The sequence below is a fragment of the Bacillus sp. LJBS06 genome (assembly GCF_016924995.1).
Classification (GTDB): domain Bacteria; phylum Bacillota; class Bacilli; order Bacillales; family Bacillaceae; genus Bacillus; species Bacillus stercoris.
The window spans coordinates 1,861,471-1,882,474 of the sequence record NZ_CP070483.1; the positions used below are offsets into that span (position 1 = coordinate 1,861,471).

The window sequence follows — 21,004 nt, forward strand, 5'->3', positions numbered from 1 at the left end:
ATGAGAAATAATGATAATATCCGCCTATTAGCTAATCCTTCTGTCAGTCATGGTGAGCCTTTACATATATCTGAAGAGCAGCCGTCAACAATACCTGAAGTTTTATACAGAACGGCTGCGGAGCTTGGAGATACAAAGGGAATCATTTATTTGCAGCCGGATGGAACTGAAGTTTACCAATCCTATAGACGATTATGGGATGATGGATTGCGCATTGTGAAGGGACTTCGCCAATCAGGTTTGAAAGCAAAACAAAACGTGATTTTGCAGCTTGGTGACAATTCACAGCTTCTCCCTGCGTTCTGGGGGTGTGTGTTAACAGGGATTGTTCCGGCTCCGTTAGCCGTTCCGCCAACGTATGCTGAATCGAGCAGCGGCACTCAAAAGCTGAAAGACGCATGGACGCTTCTCAACAAGCCGGCGGTCATTACAGACCGGGGGATGTACCAGGAAATGCTCGATTGGGCAAAAGAACAAGGGCTTGAAGGGTTCAGGGCGATTGCTGTGGAGGATCTGCTCAGCGCTGAAGCGGACACAGATTGGCATCAAGCCAGTCCCGAAGACTTAGCGCTTTTATTGCTGACTTCAGGCAGTACGGGAACACCTAAAGCAGTGATGCTTAATCATCGTAACATTATGAGCATGGTGAAAGGGATTATTCAAATGCAAGGCTTCACCAGAGAGGATATTACGTTTAACTGGATGCCGTTTGACCATGTCGGAGGCATCGGAATGCTGCATTTGCGAGATGTTTATCTTGGCTGTCAGGAAATTAACGTCTCAAGCGAAACGATCTTAATGGAGCCGTTGAAATGGCTGGATTGGATTGATCATTACCGAGCTTCTGTTACGTGGGCGCCGAATTTTGCGTTTGGTCTTGTCACTGATTTTGCAGAAGAAATAAAAAATAGGAAATGGGATCTATCTTCAATGCGGTACATGCTAAATGGCGGTGAAGCAATGGTAGCCAAGGTAGGGCGCAGAATACTTGAGCTTTTAGAACCTCATGGACTGCCTGCAGATGCCATCCGACCTGCATGGGGAATGTCCGAAACTTCATCGGGCGTTATTTTTTCTCATGAGTTTACCCGGGCTGGAACAAGTGATGATGATCATTTTGTTGAAATAGGCTCTCCAATCCCCGGCTTCTCTATGAGAATTGTGAATGACCATAATGAATTGGTTGAAGAGGGCGAGATCGGCCGTTTTCAAGTTTCGGGTCTTTCTGTTACTAGCGGTTATTACAAGCGGCCTGATTTGAATGAGAGTGTGTTTACAGAAGACGGCTGGTTTGAAACTGGAGATCTTGGTTTTTTGCGAAACGGGCGCTTAACGATAACAGGCCGTACGAAAGATGCAATTATCATTAACGGCATTAATTATTACAGTCATGCGATTGAGTCTGCAGTTGAAGAGTTACCTGAAATTGAAACTTCTTATACTGCTGCCTGCGCTGTCCGTTTGGGCCAGAATTCAACAGATCAGCTGGCTATCTTCTTTGTTACTTCCGCAAAATTAAATGATGAGCAGATGTCTCAGCTTCTTAGAAACATACAATCCCATGTCTCGCAAGTGATCGGAGTCACTCCAGAATATTTGCTGCCTGTACAAAAAGAAGAGATACCAAAAACGGCTATCGGAAAAATCCAGCGCACCCAGCTGAAAACTTCATTTGAAAATGGAGAATTCGACCACTTGCTTCATAAACCCAACCAGATGAAAAATGCGGTCCAGGATGAGGAGATACAGCAAGCAGACCATGTGAAAAGAGTAAGGGAAGAAATACAGGAGCATCTGCTCACCTGTTTGACTGAGGAACTGCAAATTTCCCGCGATTGGGCGGAGCCAAATGCAAATATCCAAAGTCTTGGTGTGAATTCTATCAAGATGATGAAGCTCATTCGATCGATCGAGAAACATTATCAAATCAAACTTACAGCCAGAGAGATACATCAATATCCTACAATTGAACGCTTAGCCAGCTATCTATCTGAACATGAAGGCATCAGCAGTTTGTCTGCTGACAAAAAGGGCACTGACACATATAAAACGGAACCGGAAAGGAGTCAGGCAATTTTTCAGCCCCTCTCTGAGGTTCAAAAAGGATTATGGACATTGCAAAAAATGTCACCCGAAAAAAGTGCATATCACGTACCGCTCTGTTTTCGATTTTCATCAGGGCTTCACCTTAAAACATTACAGCAGGCTTTCGACTCTGTATTGAATCAGCATCCAATCTTAAAGCACGTCATCCAAGAGAAAGACGGAGTGCCATTTCTGAAAAATGAGCCAGCGCTTTCAATTGAAATCAAGACAGAAAACATCTCAAGTATGAAAGAGTCTGATATTCCTGCTTTTCTTAGAAAGAAAGTAAAGGAACCGTATGTAAAGGAAAACAGCCCGTTAGTGCGTGTCATGAGCTTTTCCAGATCTGAACAAGAGCATTTTCTATTAGTTGTCATTCACCATTTGATTTTTGACGGAGTTTCGTCTGTCACATTGATGCGCAGTCTGTTTGATACCTATCAGCTTCTTTTACAAGGACAGCAGCCGGATACAGCTGTTTCTCCTGCCATTTATCATGATTTTGCGGCATGGGAAAAAAACATGCTTGCCGACAAAGACGGTGTGAAGCATCGTACGTATTGGCAAAAACAGCTATCGGGAACGTTGCCGAATCTTCAACTGCCTAAGGTCAGCGCAAGTTCAGGCGATTCTGAGTTTGGAGAGGATACATACACCCGGCAGCTGTCCAGTGGCTTCATGAATCAGGTCAGGACGTTTGCGAAAGAGCATTCTGTAAATGTTACGACGGTATTCTTAAGCTGCTATATGATGCTGCTTGGCCGTTACACCGGGCAAAAGGAACAGATCGTCGGCATGCCGGCCATGGTGAGGCCGGAGGAAAGATTTGATGATGCCATTGGACATTTTCTCAATATGCTCCCGATTCGGAGTGAGCTGAACCCGGCAGACACTTTTTCTGGCTTTATTTCAAAATTGCAATTAACGATATTGGATGGGCTTGATCATGCAGCTTATCCTTTTCCAAAAATGGTGAGGGATCTGCATATTCCTCGGAGTCAAGCAGGTTCACCGGTATTTCAAACTGCTTTTTTCTATCAGAATTTTCTTCAATCCGGAAGCTATCAAAGCTTGTTGAGCCGCTATGCTGACTTCTTTTCTGTCGATTTCGTTGATTGTATTCATCAAGAGGGCGAATACGAACTAGTTTTTGAGCTGTGGGAAACAGAAGAAAAAATGGAGCTGAACATCAAGTACAACACAGCTCTGTTTGATGCGGCTTCGATATCGGCCATGTTCGACCAGTTTGTTTATGTAACAGAACAGGCGATGTTGAATCCTTCACAGCCTTTAAAAGAGTACGCTTTATTGTCTGTGGCAGAGAAGCAGATGATTCTTAAAACATGGAACGCCACTGACAAAACGTATCCATATACATGTTTTCATGAGTTGTTTGAGCAGCAGGCGAAAAAGACGCCTGATAGAGCAGCTGTCAGCTATGAAGGCCGAACATTGACGTATCGGGAGCTTGATGAAAGAAGCACACAGCTCGCCATTTATTTGCAGGCGCATGGAGTGGGTCCGGACCGTCTGGCGGGAATCTATGTGGATCGATCGCTAGAGATGCTAGTGGGATTATTAGCGATTCTTAAGTCCGGGGGAGCATATGTGCCGCTAGACCCATCCTATCCGGCTGAACGATTGGAATACATGCTAAAGGACAGTGAAGTTTTCATTACACTGACGACAGCAGAATTAGTAAATACTTTGAGTTGGAACGGTATCGAAACTGTTCTTTTAGATCAAGATTGGGGTGAGATTGCTCAAACAGCCTCAGATCGAAAAGTGCTTACACGAACTGTCACACCGGAAAACTTGGCATATGTCATTTATACGTCTGGCAGTACAGGAAAGCCAAAAGGTGTCATGATACCGCATAAAGCTTTAACAAACTTTCTCGTTTCGATGGGGGAAACACCAGGTCTTACGCCAGAGGATAAAATGCTTGCTGTCACAACCTACTGTTTTGATATCGCCGCTCTGGAATTATTTTTGCCTTTAATAAAAGGCGCACACTGCTATATTTGTCAAACCGAGCATACAAAAGACGTTGAAAAACTGAAACGGGACATCCGAATGATCAAACCAACAGTGATGCAGGCAACCCCCGCTACGTGGAAGATGCTCTTTTATTCAGGCTGGGAAAATGAAGAGAGCGTGAAAATTTTATGCGGAGGCGAAGCATTGCCTGAGACATTAAAACGATATTTCTTGCATACGGGCAGCGAAGCCTGGAATATGTTCGGGCCAACCGAAACAACAATCTGGTCGGCGGTTCAGCGCATTCACGATGAATGCTCTCATGCCACGATAGGAAGGCCGATCGCCAATACACAAATTTATATTACGGATTCTCAGCTCGCGCCAGTTCCGGTTGGTGTCCCGGGTGAGCTGTGCATTGCAGGAGACGGTGTGGCGAAGGGCTACTACAAAAAGGAAGAATTAACGGATTTGAGATTCATTGACAATCCTTTTGAGCCGGGGTCTAAGCTTTATAGAACGGGAGACATGGCCCGCTGGCTTCCGGGAGGACGAATTGAATATATAGGCCGCATCGATAATCAGGTGAAAATCCGCGGATTCCGTATTGAACTTGGTGATATTGAAAGCAGGCTTAGTGAGCATCCCGGCATTCTGGAATGCGTTGTGGTCGCAGATATGGATAATCTAGCTGCCTATTATACAGCTAAACATGAAAATGCTTCACTCACAGCAAGAGAGCTGCGTCATTTTGTGAAAAAAGCTTTGCCTGCCTATATGGTGCCTTCTTATTTTATTCAGCTTGATCATATGCCGTTAACTCCGAACGGAAAGATAGATAGAAACAGCCTTAAGACTATCGATGTAACAGGGGAACCGCTAATGGAAAAGCAGCCCTCACGTAAGAACATTCAGGATACTGTTTTGGCCATTTGGCAGGAAGTGCTGAAAACGAGTGAGATTGAATGGGAAGACGGATTTTTCGATGTGGGCGGGGATTCGCTTCTCGCGGTCACTGTGGCTGACCGCATCAAACATGAACTATCCTGTGAGTTTTCTGTCACAGACCTGTTTGAGTTTTCATCGATCAAAAATATCAGCCAGTACATCGCTGAACAGCGCATGAACGATGCAAGCGATCATGTGCCGACAGAGCCAGCAGCTCATATTGCCCATTCTACCGAGATGAGCGATCTCCCGGACTATTATGAGAATAGTGTGGCGATTATTGGCATATCGTGTGAATTTCCAGGGGCAAAAAATCATGATGAATTTTGGGAGAACCTCAGAGACGGCAAGGAAAGCATTACGTTTTTCAGTAAAGAAGAGCTCCAGCGCTCTGGCATTTCAAAGGAAATAGCGGAGAATGCCGACTATGTCCCGGCTAAATCTTTTATTGAGGGGAAAGACAGATTTGATCCAAGCTTCTTTCAAATCTCCCCTAAAGATGCTGAATTTATGGACCCTCAGCTTCGAATGCTGCTGACTCATTCATGGAAAGCAATAGAAGATGCCGGTTATGTTGCGAGACAGATTCCGCAAACCAGTGTTTTTATGTCGGCAAGCAATAATTCTTATCGCGCGCTGCTGCCGTCAGATACAACAGAGAGCCTGGAGACGCCGGACGGCTATGTTTCGTGGGTGCTTGCACAGAGCGGGACGATTCCGACAATGATTTCTCATAAGCTCGGACTGAGAGGGCCAAGCTTTTTCGTCCATGCCAACTGCTCATCATCTCTGATTGGCTTGCATTCTGCCTATAAAAGCCTGCTGTCGGGTGAATCTGATTATGCTTTAGTTGGCGGTGCAACGCTGCATACCGAGTCAAATATCGGATATGTGCATCAGCCTGGGCTGAACTTTTCAAGTGACGGACATATTAAAGCTTTTGACGCTTCAGCTGATGGAATGATAGGCGGTGAGGGCGTTGCTGTTGTATTGCTGAAAAAAGCTGCTGCAGCTGTGAAAGACGGGGATCATATCTATGCCTTGCTGAGAGGCATAGGTGTAAATAACGACGGCGCTGACAAAGTCGGTTTTTATGCTCCAAGTGTCAAAGGGCAGGCTGACGTCGTGCAAAAGGTCATGAATCAAACGAAGATACAGCCTGAATCAATCTGTTATGTGGAAGCACACGGGACCGGAACAAAGCTGGGCGACCCAATCGAGCTGGCGGCTTTAATGAACGTTTACAGGCAATATACAGATAAAACGCAATTTTGCGGCATTGGATCAGTGAAAACCAATATCGGACACTTAGATACAGCCGCCGGTCTCGCGGGCTGCATTAAGGTCGTGATGAGTCTCTATCATCAAGAGCTTGCACCGAGTATCAATTATAAGGAACCGAATCCAAATACAGACTTAGCCAGCTCTCCTTTCTACGTCGTCGATCAAAAGAAAACGTTAAGCCGTGAGATCAAAACGCACAGGGCTGCACTTAGCTCGTTCGGGCTTGGCGGGACAAATACCCATGCCATTTTTGAACAATTCAAAAGGGATTCAAATCAGAGAAAGATAGACAAGGCCTGCATTATCCCGATCTCGGCGAAAAATAAAGAGAGGCTGCAAGAGTATGCAGAAGATATTCTGGCCTATTTGGAAAAAAGAGGGCTTGAGAACAGCCAGCTGCCTGATTTGGCGTATACCCTTCAGGTGGGGCGGGAAGCGATGGAGCATCGCGTTGCCTTTATAGCTGAGCATGTAAATGGGTTAAAACAGAAGCTCGCAGATTTTATTAATGGAAAAACAGCGATTGAAGGCTGTTTTCACGGAAGTAAGCACAATGCAAGAGAGGTTTCATGGCTGACGGAGGATGAGGACAGTGCTGAACTTATCCGCAAGTGGATGGCCAAAGGAAAAGTAAACAAGCTTGCGGACATGTGGAGCAAGGGAGCGCATATGGATTGGATGCAGCTTTACAAGGGAGAGCGCCCATACAGAATGAGCCTGCCGACTTATCCATTTGCAAAGGAACGATACTGGCCGTCGCAGGATGACCGCAAACCGGTGGCGCAGATATCCGGAAATGAGACAGGGATCGGCTCTATTCATCCGTTGCTTCATCAGAATACATCTGATTTTTCTGAACAGAAATTCAGTTCGGTTTTCACTGGTGACGAATTCTTCCTGAGAGACCATGTGGTAAGAGGAAAGCCAGTGCTTCCTGGTGTTGCGTACCTTGAAATGGCGTACGCGGCTATAAACCAGGCGGCAGGAAGTGAAATTGCCCAAGATGTCAGAATCAGATTGAATCATACAGTCTGGGTTCAGCCTGTTGTGGTTGATAAACATTCAGCTCAAGTCGATATCAGTCTCTTTCCTGAAGAAGATGGAAAAATCACTTTTGATATTTACAGTACACAGGAAGACGGGGACGACCCTGTTATTCATAGTCAAGGCAGCGCGGAGCTGGTATCTGGAGCCGAAACGCCGATCGCTGACCTCGCTGACATATCACGTCGCTGCGGCGAAGCAGAGATGTCACCCGATCAATTTTACGAGGAAGGCAGGAGCAGAGGGATGTTCCATGGTCCGGCCTTCCAAGGAATTAAGTATGTGAATATAGGAAACAGAGAGGTTTTGGCGCAGCTGGAGCTTCCGGAAACCGTTTCTGGAACGAATGAACAGTTTGCGCTGCACCCAAGTATCATGGACTCCGCCTTGCAGACGGCAACGATATGCATCATGCAGGAATTAGCGGATCAAAAGCTGATTTTGCCATTTGCGCTTGAAGAGCTTGAGGTGATCAAAGGCTGTTCATCTTCTATGTGGGCTTATGCTCGATTAAGTGACAGCGACCACTCCGCGGGGGGTGTCCAGAAAGCGGATATCGATGTCATTGACGAGAGTGAAAACGTATGTGTCAGGATCAAAGGATTCTCAACAAGAGTATTAGAAGGAGAGGTTCATACTTCAAAGCCTTCAACACGCCACGAACGCTTAATGCTAGAGCCGGTGTGGGAAAAACAGAATGGAGAACGAGAGGACGAAAATCCTTCGTACACGGAGCATATCATTGTTCTCTTCGAAACTAAACGAAGTGTCACAGACAGCATTGCCTCCCACATGAAAGATGCCCCTGTGATTACTCTGAACGAAGCTGAAGGACATATTGCTGAACGTTATCAATGTTACATGCAGAATCTATTTGAACTCCTGCGAAGCAAGTTCCGTGAGCTTTCTGCAGGCCGCATCATCATTCAAGCGATCGTTCCGTTAGAAAAAGAGAAGCAATTGTTTGCCGGCGTTTCCGGTCTGCTTAAAACAGCAGAAATAGAGTTCAGCAAACTGACTGCTCAGGTTATCGAAATTGAGAAACCTGAAGAAATAAAAGACCTTCATCTCATGCTGAAAGACGATAGCCGGAGGCCATTTGACAAACAGATTCGATATGAAGCTGGAAACCGTTTTGTGAAAGGCTGGCGGGAAATGGCGATTCCTTCAGCTGATACGCCCCATATGCCATGGAGAGACGAAGGCGTTTATCTTATCACAGGCGGAGCAGGCAGCTTAGGCCTTCTGTTTGCAAAGGAAATTGCCAATCGAACTGGCCGATCGACGATTGTGCTGACGGGACGGTCTGTTTTAAGTGAAGATAAGGAAAACGAGCTGGAGGCTCTTCGAAGCATCGGAGCGGAGGTTGTCTATCGAGAGGCTGATGTAAGTGATCGGCAGGCTGTTCATCATCTTTTTGAGGAAATCAAAGAAAGGTATGGCACTCTCAATGGAATCATTCACGGTGCAGGCAGCATTAAAGATCAGTTCATCATTCATAAAACGAATGAAGAGCTTCAAGAAGTGCTGCAGCCGAAAATAAACGGGTTGTTACATGTAGACGAATGCAGCAAGGATTTCCCATTGGATTTTTTCGTTTTATTCTCATCCGTTTCCGGATGTTTAGGGAACGCTGGACAAGCCGATTATGCAGCAGCCAATACGTTTATGGATGCCTTTGCCGCGTACCGCCGTTCTCTTGCGGCATCTAAAAAGCGATCCGGCTCCACCATTTCCTTCAACTGGCCGTTGTGGGAAGAAGGCGGTATGCATGTCGGCGCTGAGGATGAAAAGAGAATGCTGAAAACGACGGGAATGGTCCCGATGCCGACAGATAGTGGCTTGAAAGCATTTTATCAAGGGATGACATCTGATAAGCCGCAAGTTTTTGTGATGGAAGGACAGCTTCAAAAAATGAAACAAAAACTGCTTTCTGCAGGAACGAAAGCCAAGCGGAACGATCAGAAAAAGGCGGATCAGGATCACGGACAAGCTCGACAATTGGAAGCAGCCTTAATCCAAATGGTTGGCGCGATTTTGAAAGTGAACACTGACGATATCGATGTCCACACAGAGCTAAGTGAGTACGGATTTGATTCGGTTACATTCACTGTCTTTACAAACAAGATCAACGAAGAATTTGAGTTGGAGCTAACGCCGACCATTTTCTTTGAATATGGCAGTGTCCAAAGCCTGGCTGAATATGTAGTTGCTGCGTATCAGGGCGAATGGAATCAAGATGCTACTGCTAAAGGCATAGATGAAAGAACAAATTCATTGCACAGTTTAAACAGCCTGGAGGCATCATTAAGCAGCATGGTCAGTGCGATTTTAAAAGTAAATAGCGAAGATATTGATGTCAATACAGAGCTAAGTGAATACGGATTTGATTCGGTTACATTCACTGTCTTTACAAACAAGATCAACGAAGAATTTGAGTTGGAGCTAACGCCGACCATTTTCTTTGAATATGGAAGCATCCAAAGCCTAGCTGAGTATTTGACTGCTGAATATGGGGACACCCTAGTTCAGGAGCGAGAAAAACCAAAGGGGCAGGAAGAGAGAAAAACAATATCCTCTGAAGCGCCGAAAATCAAATCGCGTAGAAAGCGCCGCTTTACACAGCCAGATATTGCAAAAGCAGAAAGAAACAAAAAGCAGGCTGCCGATTTTGAGCCGGTTGCAATTGTCGGCATCAGCGGCCGATTCCCTGGCGCTATAGATATAGATGAATTTTGGAGAAATCTTGAGGAAGGCAAAGACAGCATTACAGAAGTCCCGAAAGAACGCTGGGATTGGCGGGAGCATTATGGAAACCCAGACACTGATGTCAATAAAACCGACATCAAATGGGGCGGATTTATTGACGGTATCGCAGAGTTTGATCCATTGTTTTTTGGTATTTCGCCGCGAGAAGCTGATTATGTAGACCCTCAGCAGCGCTTGTTAATGACATACGTATGGAAGGCACTGGAAGATGCGGGGTGCTCGCCGCAAAACCTTTCGGGTACAGGGACCGGTATCTTTATCGGTACGGGAAACACCGGTTATAAAGATCTATTTCATAGAGCGAATCTTCCAATTGAAGGCCATGCTGCTACAGGTCATATGATTCCTTCGGTTGGCCCGAATAGAATGAGTTATTTTTTGAATATCCACGGTCCGAGCGAACCAGTCGAGACGGCTTGTTCCAGCTCTCTTGTAGCCATTCACCGTGCTGTGACTGCGATGCAAAACGGTGATTGTGAGATGGCGATCGCTGGAGGCGTGAATACGATCTTAACAGAAGAGGCGCACATCAGCTACAGCAAAGCTGGCATGCTTAGCAAAGACGGCAGGTGTAAAACCTTTTCCGCGGATGCGAATGGTTATGTCAGAGGCGAAGGGGTCGGAATGGTCATGCTGAAAAAGCTGGCAGATGCCGAGCGCGACGGAAATCACATTTACGGTGTTATACGGGGGACGGCGGAAAATCACGGCGGAAGAGCCAATACCCTGACATCGCCTAATCCGAAAGCACAAGCTGATCTGTTGGTGCGTGCATATCGACAAGCAGGCATAGACCCAAACACTGTCACATATATCGAAGCACATGGAACAGGGACTGAATTGGGCGATCCGATTGAAATAAACGGGCTGAAAGCCGCGTTTAAGGAACTAACCAACGAGAGACAGCTGGATGTTATTGATCACCGTTGCGGCATTGGCTCAGTTAAAAGCAATATCGGTCATTTAGAGCTAGCAGCAGGCATTTCCGGTTTGATCAAAGTGCTTCTTCAAATGAAGCATAAAACGTTAGTGAAAAGCCTGCATTGTGAGACGCTTAATCCTTATCTTCAGCTGACTGACAGCCCGTTTTACATCGTTCAGGAAAAACAGGAATGGAAGGCTGTCACAGATCGTGACGGAAACGAGCTTCCGCGCCGTGCGGGAATCAGTTCATTTGGGATTGGCGGAGTAAACGCTCATATTGTGATTGAAGAATATATGCCAAAAGCCAATTCAGAACACACGGCTACAGAACAGCCAAACGTGATTGTGCTATCGGCTAAAAATAAAAACAGGCTGATAGATCGTGCTTCGCAATTGCTTGAAGCGATCCGCGATAAAAAATATACAGAGCAGGATTTACACCGCATCGCTTACACCCTGCAAGTTGGACGCGAAGAAATGGATGAGCGTCTTGCGTGTGTTGCGGGGACGATGCAGGAACTTGAAGAGAAACTGCAGGCGTTTGTTGACGGTAAGGAAGAAACAGAAGGGTTCTTCAAGGGACAGTCTCATCGAAATAAAGAGACCCAGGCTATTTTTACAGCGGATGAGGATATGGCGTTGGCAATTGAAGCTTGGATCAGAAAAAGAAAATACGCCAAACTTGCTGATTTATGGGTCAAAGGCGTCACCATTGAGTGGAACACATTATACGGAGAGACCAAACCGCGCCTGATCAGCCTCCCTTCATATCCGTTTGCGAAGGATTACTATTGGGTGCCGGCAAAGGAACATTCACAAAGGGACAAGAAAGAACTGGTGAATGCAATTGAAGACCGCGTCCCATGCTTTTTGACAAAACAATGGAGATTGAGTCCAATTGGCTCAACAGTGCCGGGAACAAGAACGGTTGCTATCCTGAGCAACCAAGAGACAGCAGGTTTAGCAGCAGAAGTGTCTTCGTATTTTCCAAATCATCTCTTATTAGATGTGAGCCGGATAGACAATAATCAGTCAGACATCGATTGGAAAGAGTTTGACGGCATAGTGGATGTCATCGGCTGCGGCGAGCATGATGAAGACCGGCTAGATTGGATTGAATTGGTGCAAAAAATGGTTGAATTTGGGCATAAAGAAGGACTCAGGCTGCTTTGTGTGACGAAGGGGCTCGAATCGTTTCAAAATGCATCCGTCCGGATGGCTGGCGCCTCACGAGCTGGGTTATATCGGATGCTTCAAAGCGAATACAGCCACCTTACTTCAAGGCATATGGATGCAGAGGGAATTATTGATCATCACCGTCTCGCGAAGCAGATCGCTGATGAGTTTTATTCAGATTCTCATGATACGGAGGTTTGCTACAGGGATGGTTTACGGTATCAAGCTTTTCTAAAAGCTCATCCAGAAACAGGTAAGGAAGCGGAACAGAACGCGGCCTTCCCGAAAGATCATGTGCTTCTCATTACAGGTGGCACACGAGGCATTGGGCTATTATGCGCCCGACATTTTGCGGAGCACTATGGAGCGAAAAAGCTGGTGCTGACCGGACGAGAGGAGCTTCCTCCGCGAGAGGAATGGGCTCGTTTTGACACCTCGAACACATCAGTGGCCCAGAAAATCCAGGCAGTGAGGGAACTGGAAGCACAAGGTGTGCAGGTGCAAATGCTGTCCCTTGCTTTATCTGATGATGCTCAGGTCGGGCAAACGCTGCAACATATCAGGCAAACCTTAGGGCCGATCGGCGGTGTCATTCATTGTGCAGGCCTGACGGATATGGATACGCTGGCGTTTATCAGAAAAACTGCCGATGATATTCAGCGTGTGCTAGAACCTAAAGTGTCAGGTCTTACAACGTTATATCGCCATGTGTGTGACGAGCCATTACAGTTTTTTGTCGTATTTTCTTCTGTTTCAGCCATTATTCCGGAGCTTTCGGCGGGGCAGGCTGACTATGCGATGGCCAATAGCTATATGGATTATTTTGCAGAAGCACATCAGACACATGTGCCGATCATCAGTGTTCAATGGCCGAACTGGAAAGAAACCGGTATGGGTGAAGTGACAAATCAAGCGTATCGGGCAAGCGGCTTATTGAGCATTACGAATTCAGAAGGATTACGTTTTCTCGATCAAATCTTAGCGAGAATGTACGGGCCGGTTGTTCTCCCTGCGATGGCGAATCAAACAAACTGGGAGCCGGAACTGCTGATGATGAGGAGAAAACGGCATGAGGGCGGTTTGCAGGAAGCTGCTTTACAGAGCACGTCAGCAAGAGACATTGAAGATGTCGATGCAGTTTCCGAAAATGATGGATTATTATCTGAAACACAGTCCTGGCTTGTTGACTTATTTGCCGAAGAGCTGAGAATAGATCGTGAAGACTTCGAGGTTGACGGGTTATTTCAGGATTATGGCGTGGATTCAATCATTTTGGCGCAGGTGCTCCAGCGTATAAACCGCACATTAGAAGCAGCGCTCGATCCGTCAATTCTATATGAATACCCGACAGTTCAAAGGTTCGCAGATTGGCTGATTGGTTCTTATTCCGAAATGCTGTCCGCTCTATTTGGAGGCAGGGTATCGGATGCATCAGCCCCTTTGGATAACAAAATAGAGGCGGAGGTACCTGTTCCTGTGGAGGATCGAGCTCCTGCCACTCAGATTCAGGCGCCAGCGATTTTGTCACCGGGCTCTCATGCAGAAGATATTGCTGTTGTCGGACTCTCCTGCCGTTTCCCTGGAGCAGATACACTGGAAACCTATTGGTCGTTACTATCTGAGGGGCGTTCGTCAATCGGCCCGGTTCCGGAAGAGCGCTGGGGCCGCAAGACGCCATATTATGCCGGCATGATTGATGACGTCAGGTATTTTGATCCGGATTTCTTTTTGCTTCATGAAGAAGACGTAAGGGCGATGGACCCGCAAGCACTGCTTGTATTGGAAGAATGTCTGAAACTCTTGTATCACGCCGGTTATACACCTGAGGAAATAAAGGGCAAGCCTGTAGGCGTTTATATTGGAGGCAGAAGCCAGCACAAACCTGATGAAGAGAGCCTTGATCATGCTAAGAATCCGATCGTGACAGTCGGCCAAAATTATTTAGCGGCAAATATTTCACAATTTTTTGATGTCCGCGGCCCGAGTGTTGTAGTTGATACTGCATGCTCATCAGCTTTGGTCGGCATGAATATGGCCATTCAGGCGCTGCGTGGCGGAGAAATTCAATCCGCCATAGTAGGCGGTGTCAGCTTGCTGAGCTCTGATGCCTCTCACAGTCTGTTTGATCGGCGCGGCATTTTAAGCAAGCATTCATCCTTCCATGTGTTTGATGAGCGTGCTGATGGAGTTGTGTTAGGTGAAGGCGTCGGAATGGTCATGCTAAAAACCGTAAAACAGGCGCTGGAAGACGGAGATACCATATATGCTGTTGTGAAAGCGGCCTCGGTCAATAATGACGGAAGAACGGCGGGGCCTGCAACACCTAATCTGGAGGCGCAAAAGGAAGTCATGAAAGATGCGCTTTCCAAAAGCGGAAAAAAACCAGAGGACATCAGCTATCTCGAGGCAAACGGGTCGGGTTCAATCGTAACCGATCTCCTTGAGCTAAAAGCGATCCAATCCGTGTACCGTTCCAGTCATTCATCGCCTCTTTCTCTCGGTTCAATCAAGCCGAACATCGGGCATCCGCTATGTGCTGAAGGGATTGCCAGCTTTATTAAGGTTGTGCTGATGCTGAAAGAGCGCCGCCTTGTCCCATTTTTATCAGGTGAAAAAGAGATGGCGCATTTCGATCAACAGAAAGCGAACATCACGTTCAGCCGAGCCCAGGAAAAATGGACAGATTCACGGCCTGCGGCGGCCATTAACTGCTTTGCCGATGGGGGGACGAATGCCCATGTCATCGTAGAGGCGTGGGAAAAAGATGAAAAACACGCCATCAAGCGGAGTCCAATATCGCCTCCTCAATTAAAGAAACGAATGCTTTCGCCAGGCGAGCCAAAGCTGGAGGCGGAGACTTCGAAAATGACTGCGGCAAACATATGGGATACTTATGAGGTGGAGGTCTAACGTGAAAAAGATAACGAAACAACTCACATTATCGTTAAAAAATCCGTTTATTTATCACCATGTGGTTTACGGACAAAATGTCCTGCCGGGATTGGCTTATATCGATATAATCTACCAGATATTCAGAGAATACGGCTTCTCCTGCTCAGAGCTTCAGCTGCGCAATTTATCCATCTATCAGCCATTGACGGCTGAACAGGATGCAGTAATTGTTCTTACTATCCAATGCGCGGAGAAAAAAGAAGGACAGTGGCAAATCACAGCCAAGGGAATTGAAAAACGTGATGGGAAAGAAGCTTCAGAAGAAAAGCTCTATATGAAGGCTGACATGTACGCAGACTCCCCAGCCATATTTGAAGAAACACTGGATCTCAGTCAAATCAAAGCATCTGCACAGAACGTTGTTCAGCTTGATGATGTATATGAACAATGCAGACGTCAGGAATTGGTGCACAGCGAATATATGAAAGCAAGTGGCTGCATCTATGAAGAGGAAGACGGCGTCCTTCTTGAGCTTTCTCTCGGTTCGGAAGCCATGCTTCACGCAGAAGGCTTTATGTTTCACCCGACTCTCATAGACGGGAGCGGGGTGGGTGCCAATCATTTGCTCACATCTTTGCTTAAAGGAGAACAGAGGTTGTATTTGCCTCTGTTCTATGAATCCTTTTCCGCTTCTGCACTTTTGCAGTCGGATTGCATGACGAGAATTAAGCGCTCCTCCGTCCGGCGGGAAAAAGAGCTGATTTATGTAACACTTGAATTTTTTAATGCATCGGGAGAAAAAGTGGCTGAGTTGAAAAACTTTACAAGCAAATTGGTGCGAGAAGCGGAGCTGATTAGCGGAAAACATCAAGATGCACAGGAGACCCAGATGACAAGAGCGGACACTGCTGAGCGTGATAAACCTGCTGACGCGGTATCTTCTCCCATAGATTCCTATAGCGGGGCTGAACAGTTCGTAAGTCAATTAATCGCAGAGAAAATCAATAAGCCGATAGAACAAGTTGAAAAACAGGTCGGTTATTACCAAATGGGACTGAATTCATCGGGCTTGCTTGAGGTGGTAGAAACGATCAGTGATAAGATCGGTGAAAGCCTTTTGCCGACTCTTCTGTTTGAGCATACCACCATAGCTGAGCTGTCAGCGTTTCTTGCCGAGGAATATGCTGAGCATTTTAGTGCCGCTGGTTCCCTTGGCCAGAATGAAAGAGCACGCGTTTCCGACACAATAAACGATCGTAAGACTGTTGAAGAATCTCGTGCTGTACCTATCGAGGCAGCAGGCGACATTGCGATTATCGGCTTGGCGGGCAGGTATCCGAAGGCAGCCAATATTCATGAATTTTGGAACAATCTGAAAGAGGGGAAGGACTGCATTAGTGAGATCCCTGAATCGCGCTGGGATTGGCGGAGCTTTGAAGGAATCACATCTCCTTCGGGTAAGGACATTTCCAAATGGGGCGGATTTATTGATGATCCCGAATGCTTCGATCCCCAATTTTTCAGAATCACGCCGAGAGAAGCAGAGACAATGGACCCTCAGGAGCGGCTGTTTTTAGAGACATGCTGGGAAACGATTGAGGATGCGGGCTATACGCCAAAGACGTTAGCCAAGCCTAAAGGACGAAACAAAAGGCAGCATGTAGGCGTTTTTGCTGGCGTCATGCACAAGGATTATACATTAGTAGGAGCTGAAGAAGCATCAGCAGAAAATGTGTTTCCTCTCTCGCTCAACTATGCTCAAATCGCCAACCGTGTTTCTTACTTTTGCAATTTTCACGGTCCGAGTATGGCGGTCGATACGGTATGTTCATCCTCTCTGACCGCAGTGCACTTGGCGTTGGAAAGCATACGCCACGGTGAGTGCGATGTCGCGTTAGCAGGCGGAGTTAACCTGTCTTTGCACCCGAATAAATATATGACATACGGGGTCTGGGATATGTTTTCCACTGACGGACACTGCCGTACGTTTGGAAAGGGTGGGGACGGTTATGTGCCGGCCGAAGGTATAGGCGCGGTTTTATTGAAGCCTTTGCAACAAGCGGAGGAAGACGGAGATCGCATTTATGCAGTTATTAAAGGAAGTGCTGTGAATCATGTGGGCACTGTCAGCGGCATTTCAGTGCCGAGCCCTGTTTCTCAAGCTGATCTGATTGAGACATGCTTGGAGAAAACGGGAATTGACCCGCGGACGATCAGTTATGTGGAAGCTCATGGAACGGGTACGTCCTTAGGAGATCCAATCGAAATACAGGGGTTAGTGAAGGCGTTCCGCCAATATACGCAGGATCGGCAGTTTTGTTCAATCGGTTCTGTAAAGTCAAACATCGGGCACGCCGAATCCGCCGCGGGGATCAGCGGTTTAAGCAAGGTTGCCCTTCAGCTTCATCATCAAAAACTTGTGCCTTCTTTGCATTCCGAAGAACTGAATCCGTACGTTGATTTTGAAAAGTCTCCATTTTATGTACAGCATGAAACAGAAACGTGGAAGCAGCCTGTTATCAAGGAGAATGGGGAAGACGTCCCTTATCCGCGGCGGGCGGGGATCAGTTCTTTTGGCGCAACAGGTTCAAACGCACATATTATTCTTGAGGAATATATTCCTCAAACAGCGGAGCAGGACGTTTCATTGTCCTCAGATTCTGACATGTCCGCAGTAATTCCGCTTTCTGCGCGTAATCAAGAACGTCTTCGTGTATATGCAAAACGTCTCTTGGATTTTCTTCATGATGGGATTCTGATTAGAGATTTGGCGTATACATTGCAGGTAGGCCGTGAACCGATGGAAGAACGAGTTTCTTTCTTAGCATCCGGAATTCAAGAATTGAGCGACCAATTGAAGGCTTTTATAGAAGGACGAGAAACCATTCAGCATTCCTGGAAGGGCCGCGTGTCACGAGGAAGCGAATCATCGCTTTCTGCCGAATCGGTACATAAATTGCTGGAGCAAAGAAAGTTCGATCAGATTGCGGAGCAGTGGGCGAAAGGGTCCGGTGTTGACTGGAAGCTGCTTTACGACGGAAACAAACCAAAGCGGATCAGCCTGCCGACTTACCCATTTGAGAGGGTGAGTTATTGGGTGCCGAAAGCGGAGAAAAAGACTGATCGTTTAAAGGAGAAACGACACATCCTGCATCCTCTCCTGCATCAAAATGTGTCCGACATATCGGGTGTCCGCTTTCGTTCAACGTTTACAGGACGTGAATTTTTCTTGAAGGATCATGTCATAAAGGGCGAACGCGTTTTACCTGGCGCGGCATTATTGGAGATGGTTCGGGCAGCTGTGGAAAGGGCAGCTGCGGATCAGTTCCCGGCAGGGTTCCAGCTCCGGAACATCGTCTGGGTTCGGCCGTTTGCCTTCACGGAACAGCAAAAAGATATAGATGTATGTCTATATCCTGAGGACAATGGGGAGATTGCATTTGAAATCTGCCGGGCCCCTGAAAACACAGAGAGCTCTCCGATTATATACGGGCAAGGAAGTGCAGTGCTTGGTGAGACGGGGGAAAATCCGGTCATCAACATTGAAGAACTGAAGGCAGGCTATCATGAGCGGACTCTGTCACCTTTTGATTGCTACGAGGCTTATAGAGAAATGGGGATTCACTATGGTGACAGCCACAGAGCGATCGACAGCCTATATGCCGGTAAAAACGGAGTTCTAGTGAAATTGACAATGCCTCCTGTAGTTTCTGATACAAAAGACCATTATATTCTGCATCCGAGCATGATAGATTCGGCATTTCAAGCATCTATCGGTTTGAGGCTGGGAGAAGATATAAGTTTAGGAGACAGAAAGGCAATGCTGCCTTTTGCAATACAGGATGTCCAAATCTTCAAAGGCTGCGAGGCATCTATGTGGGCGCGGATCACATATAGCGAGGGAAGTACAGCTGGGGATCGTATGCAGAAGCTTGATATCGATTTATGCAATGAAGAGGGGCAGGTTTGCGTGCGGTTGAAAGGCTATTCTGCAAGAGTGTTAGAAACAGATGATGAAGATTCTTCTGAAGCGACTGACACGCTATTGTTCGAACACATTTGGGAAGAACGTGCTGCAGAGAAGCAAGAGTTCATAGAGTACGACACGTATAAAGTCGTTGTCTGTGATGTTGGAGAACAAATGGAAAGCATCCGAAATCATCTTGACTGTACAGTTCTGCAGCATGATGCTGAGGCAATTGATGAACGGTTTGAAGGTTATGCCATACAGTTATTTGAAGAAATCAAACAGCTGATGCACTCAAATACAGGGGGACATACATTCATTCAAGTGGCGGTGCCTGCGTTGGAAGAGCCTCAGCTGTTAAGCGGCTTAACGGGACTGCTCAAAACAGCTGAACTGGAAAATCCAAAACTGACAGGGCAGTTGATTGAAATAGAAACCGGGATGCCAGCCGGTGACCTATTCAAAATATTGGAGGAAAACAGACGCTGTCCGCGTGACACGCATATCCGCCACTGGCAAGGAAAGCGATTTGTCAGCAGGTGGAAAGAAGCGTCTGGTGTGCACCTAAGTACTGACATGCCATGGAAGGATAATGGCGTGTATCTGATCACAGGCGGTGCAGGGGGTCTTGGATTTATCTTTGCAACTGAAATCGCAAACCAAACGACTGACGCGGTTGTGATCCTGACAGGGCGCTCTCCGCTTGATGAAAGAAAACAGAAAAAGCTTCAAGCCTTACAGAAACTTGGCATCCAAGCGGTTTACAGACAAGCGGATCTGACCGAGAAACAAGCGGTTGATACTTTATTAAAAGAGATCCAAAACGTTTATGGCGACTTAGACGGCGTCATTCATAGCGCCGGTTTAATAAAAGATAATTTCATTATGAAGAAAAAGAAAGAAGAGGTTCAAACCGTTCTAGCTCCAAAGGTAGCCGGACTGATTCACCTTGACGAAGCAACGAAAAATATTCCGCTCGATTTCTTTATCCTTTTTTCCTCGGGTGCCGGGGCGGTAGGAAGCGCGGGACAGGCTGATTATGCAATGGCCAATGCATTTATGAATGCATTCAGCGAATATCGAAATGGCCAAGCGGAACTTCACAAACGTTACGGAAAGACTCTTTCAGTGTGCTGGCCGCTGTGGAAAGACGGGGGCATGCAAATTGATGCGGAGACTGCAAGAATGCTGAAAAGCGAAACAGGCATGGTGGCCATGGAAACAGATCGTGGGATTCAGGCGCTATATCATTGCTGGTCGTCTGGAAAGCCGCAAGTGTTAGTTGCTTCCGGTGTTACTGATCGGATTTGTGCATTTTTACATGAAACGGGACATGGCAAGGGCCAATCTCACAATATCAAAAAAGCCAGTCTCAATCAGGAGGCAGAAAAAGCAGGCATGATCGGGGAAGCCGATGAAGAGATACTGAGAGAAAAAGCCGAGAACTATTTTAAACAGGTGCTTTCTTCGGTGATCAAGCTGCCAGCCGGCCAGATTGATGCTAAAGCTCCTCTCGAAGATTACGGGATCGATTCTATCATGATCATGCATGTAACGGGTCAATTAGAAAAAGGATTCGGTTCTTTGTCCAAGACGTTGTTCTTTGAATATCAGGATATTCGGTCATTAACACGGTATTTTATTGATTCCCACAGAGAAAAATTGCTGGACATCTTGGGAATTGAAACAAGAAAAGCTTCTGTTGAAAGACAACCAGAACCTGAAAAACAAGAAATTCCAGTTACTCCAAGAAAGTCTGGATTTCTTCCTTTGCAAGGCAAAGAGCAGAAGAAGTTAAGAGAAAAGGAAACGGAAGAAATCGCCATCATCGGTATCTCTGGCCGCTATCCACAGGCAGACAATATTGATGAATTGTGGGAAAACCTGAGAAACGGTCGAGACTGTATTACTGAAATTCCGGAAGATCGCTGGGAT

General features: G+C 46.5%; 2 protein-coding genes (1 of these 2 cut by a window edge). Both read left to right on the top strand.

Going from position 1 to position 21,004, the window contains the following annotated elements; all coding sequences use genetic code 11:
- A complete protein-coding gene (locus JQX68_RS09585; RefSeq protein WP_205440633.1) occupies positions 1–15,120 on the top strand; it encodes a non-ribosomal peptide synthetase in 15,120 nt (5,039 codons plus the stop codon).
- A protein-coding gene (locus JQX68_RS09590; protein WP_205440634.1) for a type I polyketide synthase crosses the window boundary here: on the top strand, positions 15,104–21,004 show its start. 7,725 nt of this gene lie beyond the right edge of the window; 5,901 of the gene's 13,626 nt are visible here — the first part of the coding sequence; the start codon lies at positions 15,104–15,106; its stop codon lies beyond the right edge, outside the window. Before JQX68_RS09585 ends, JQX68_RS09590 begins: the two co-directional genes overlap by 17 nt.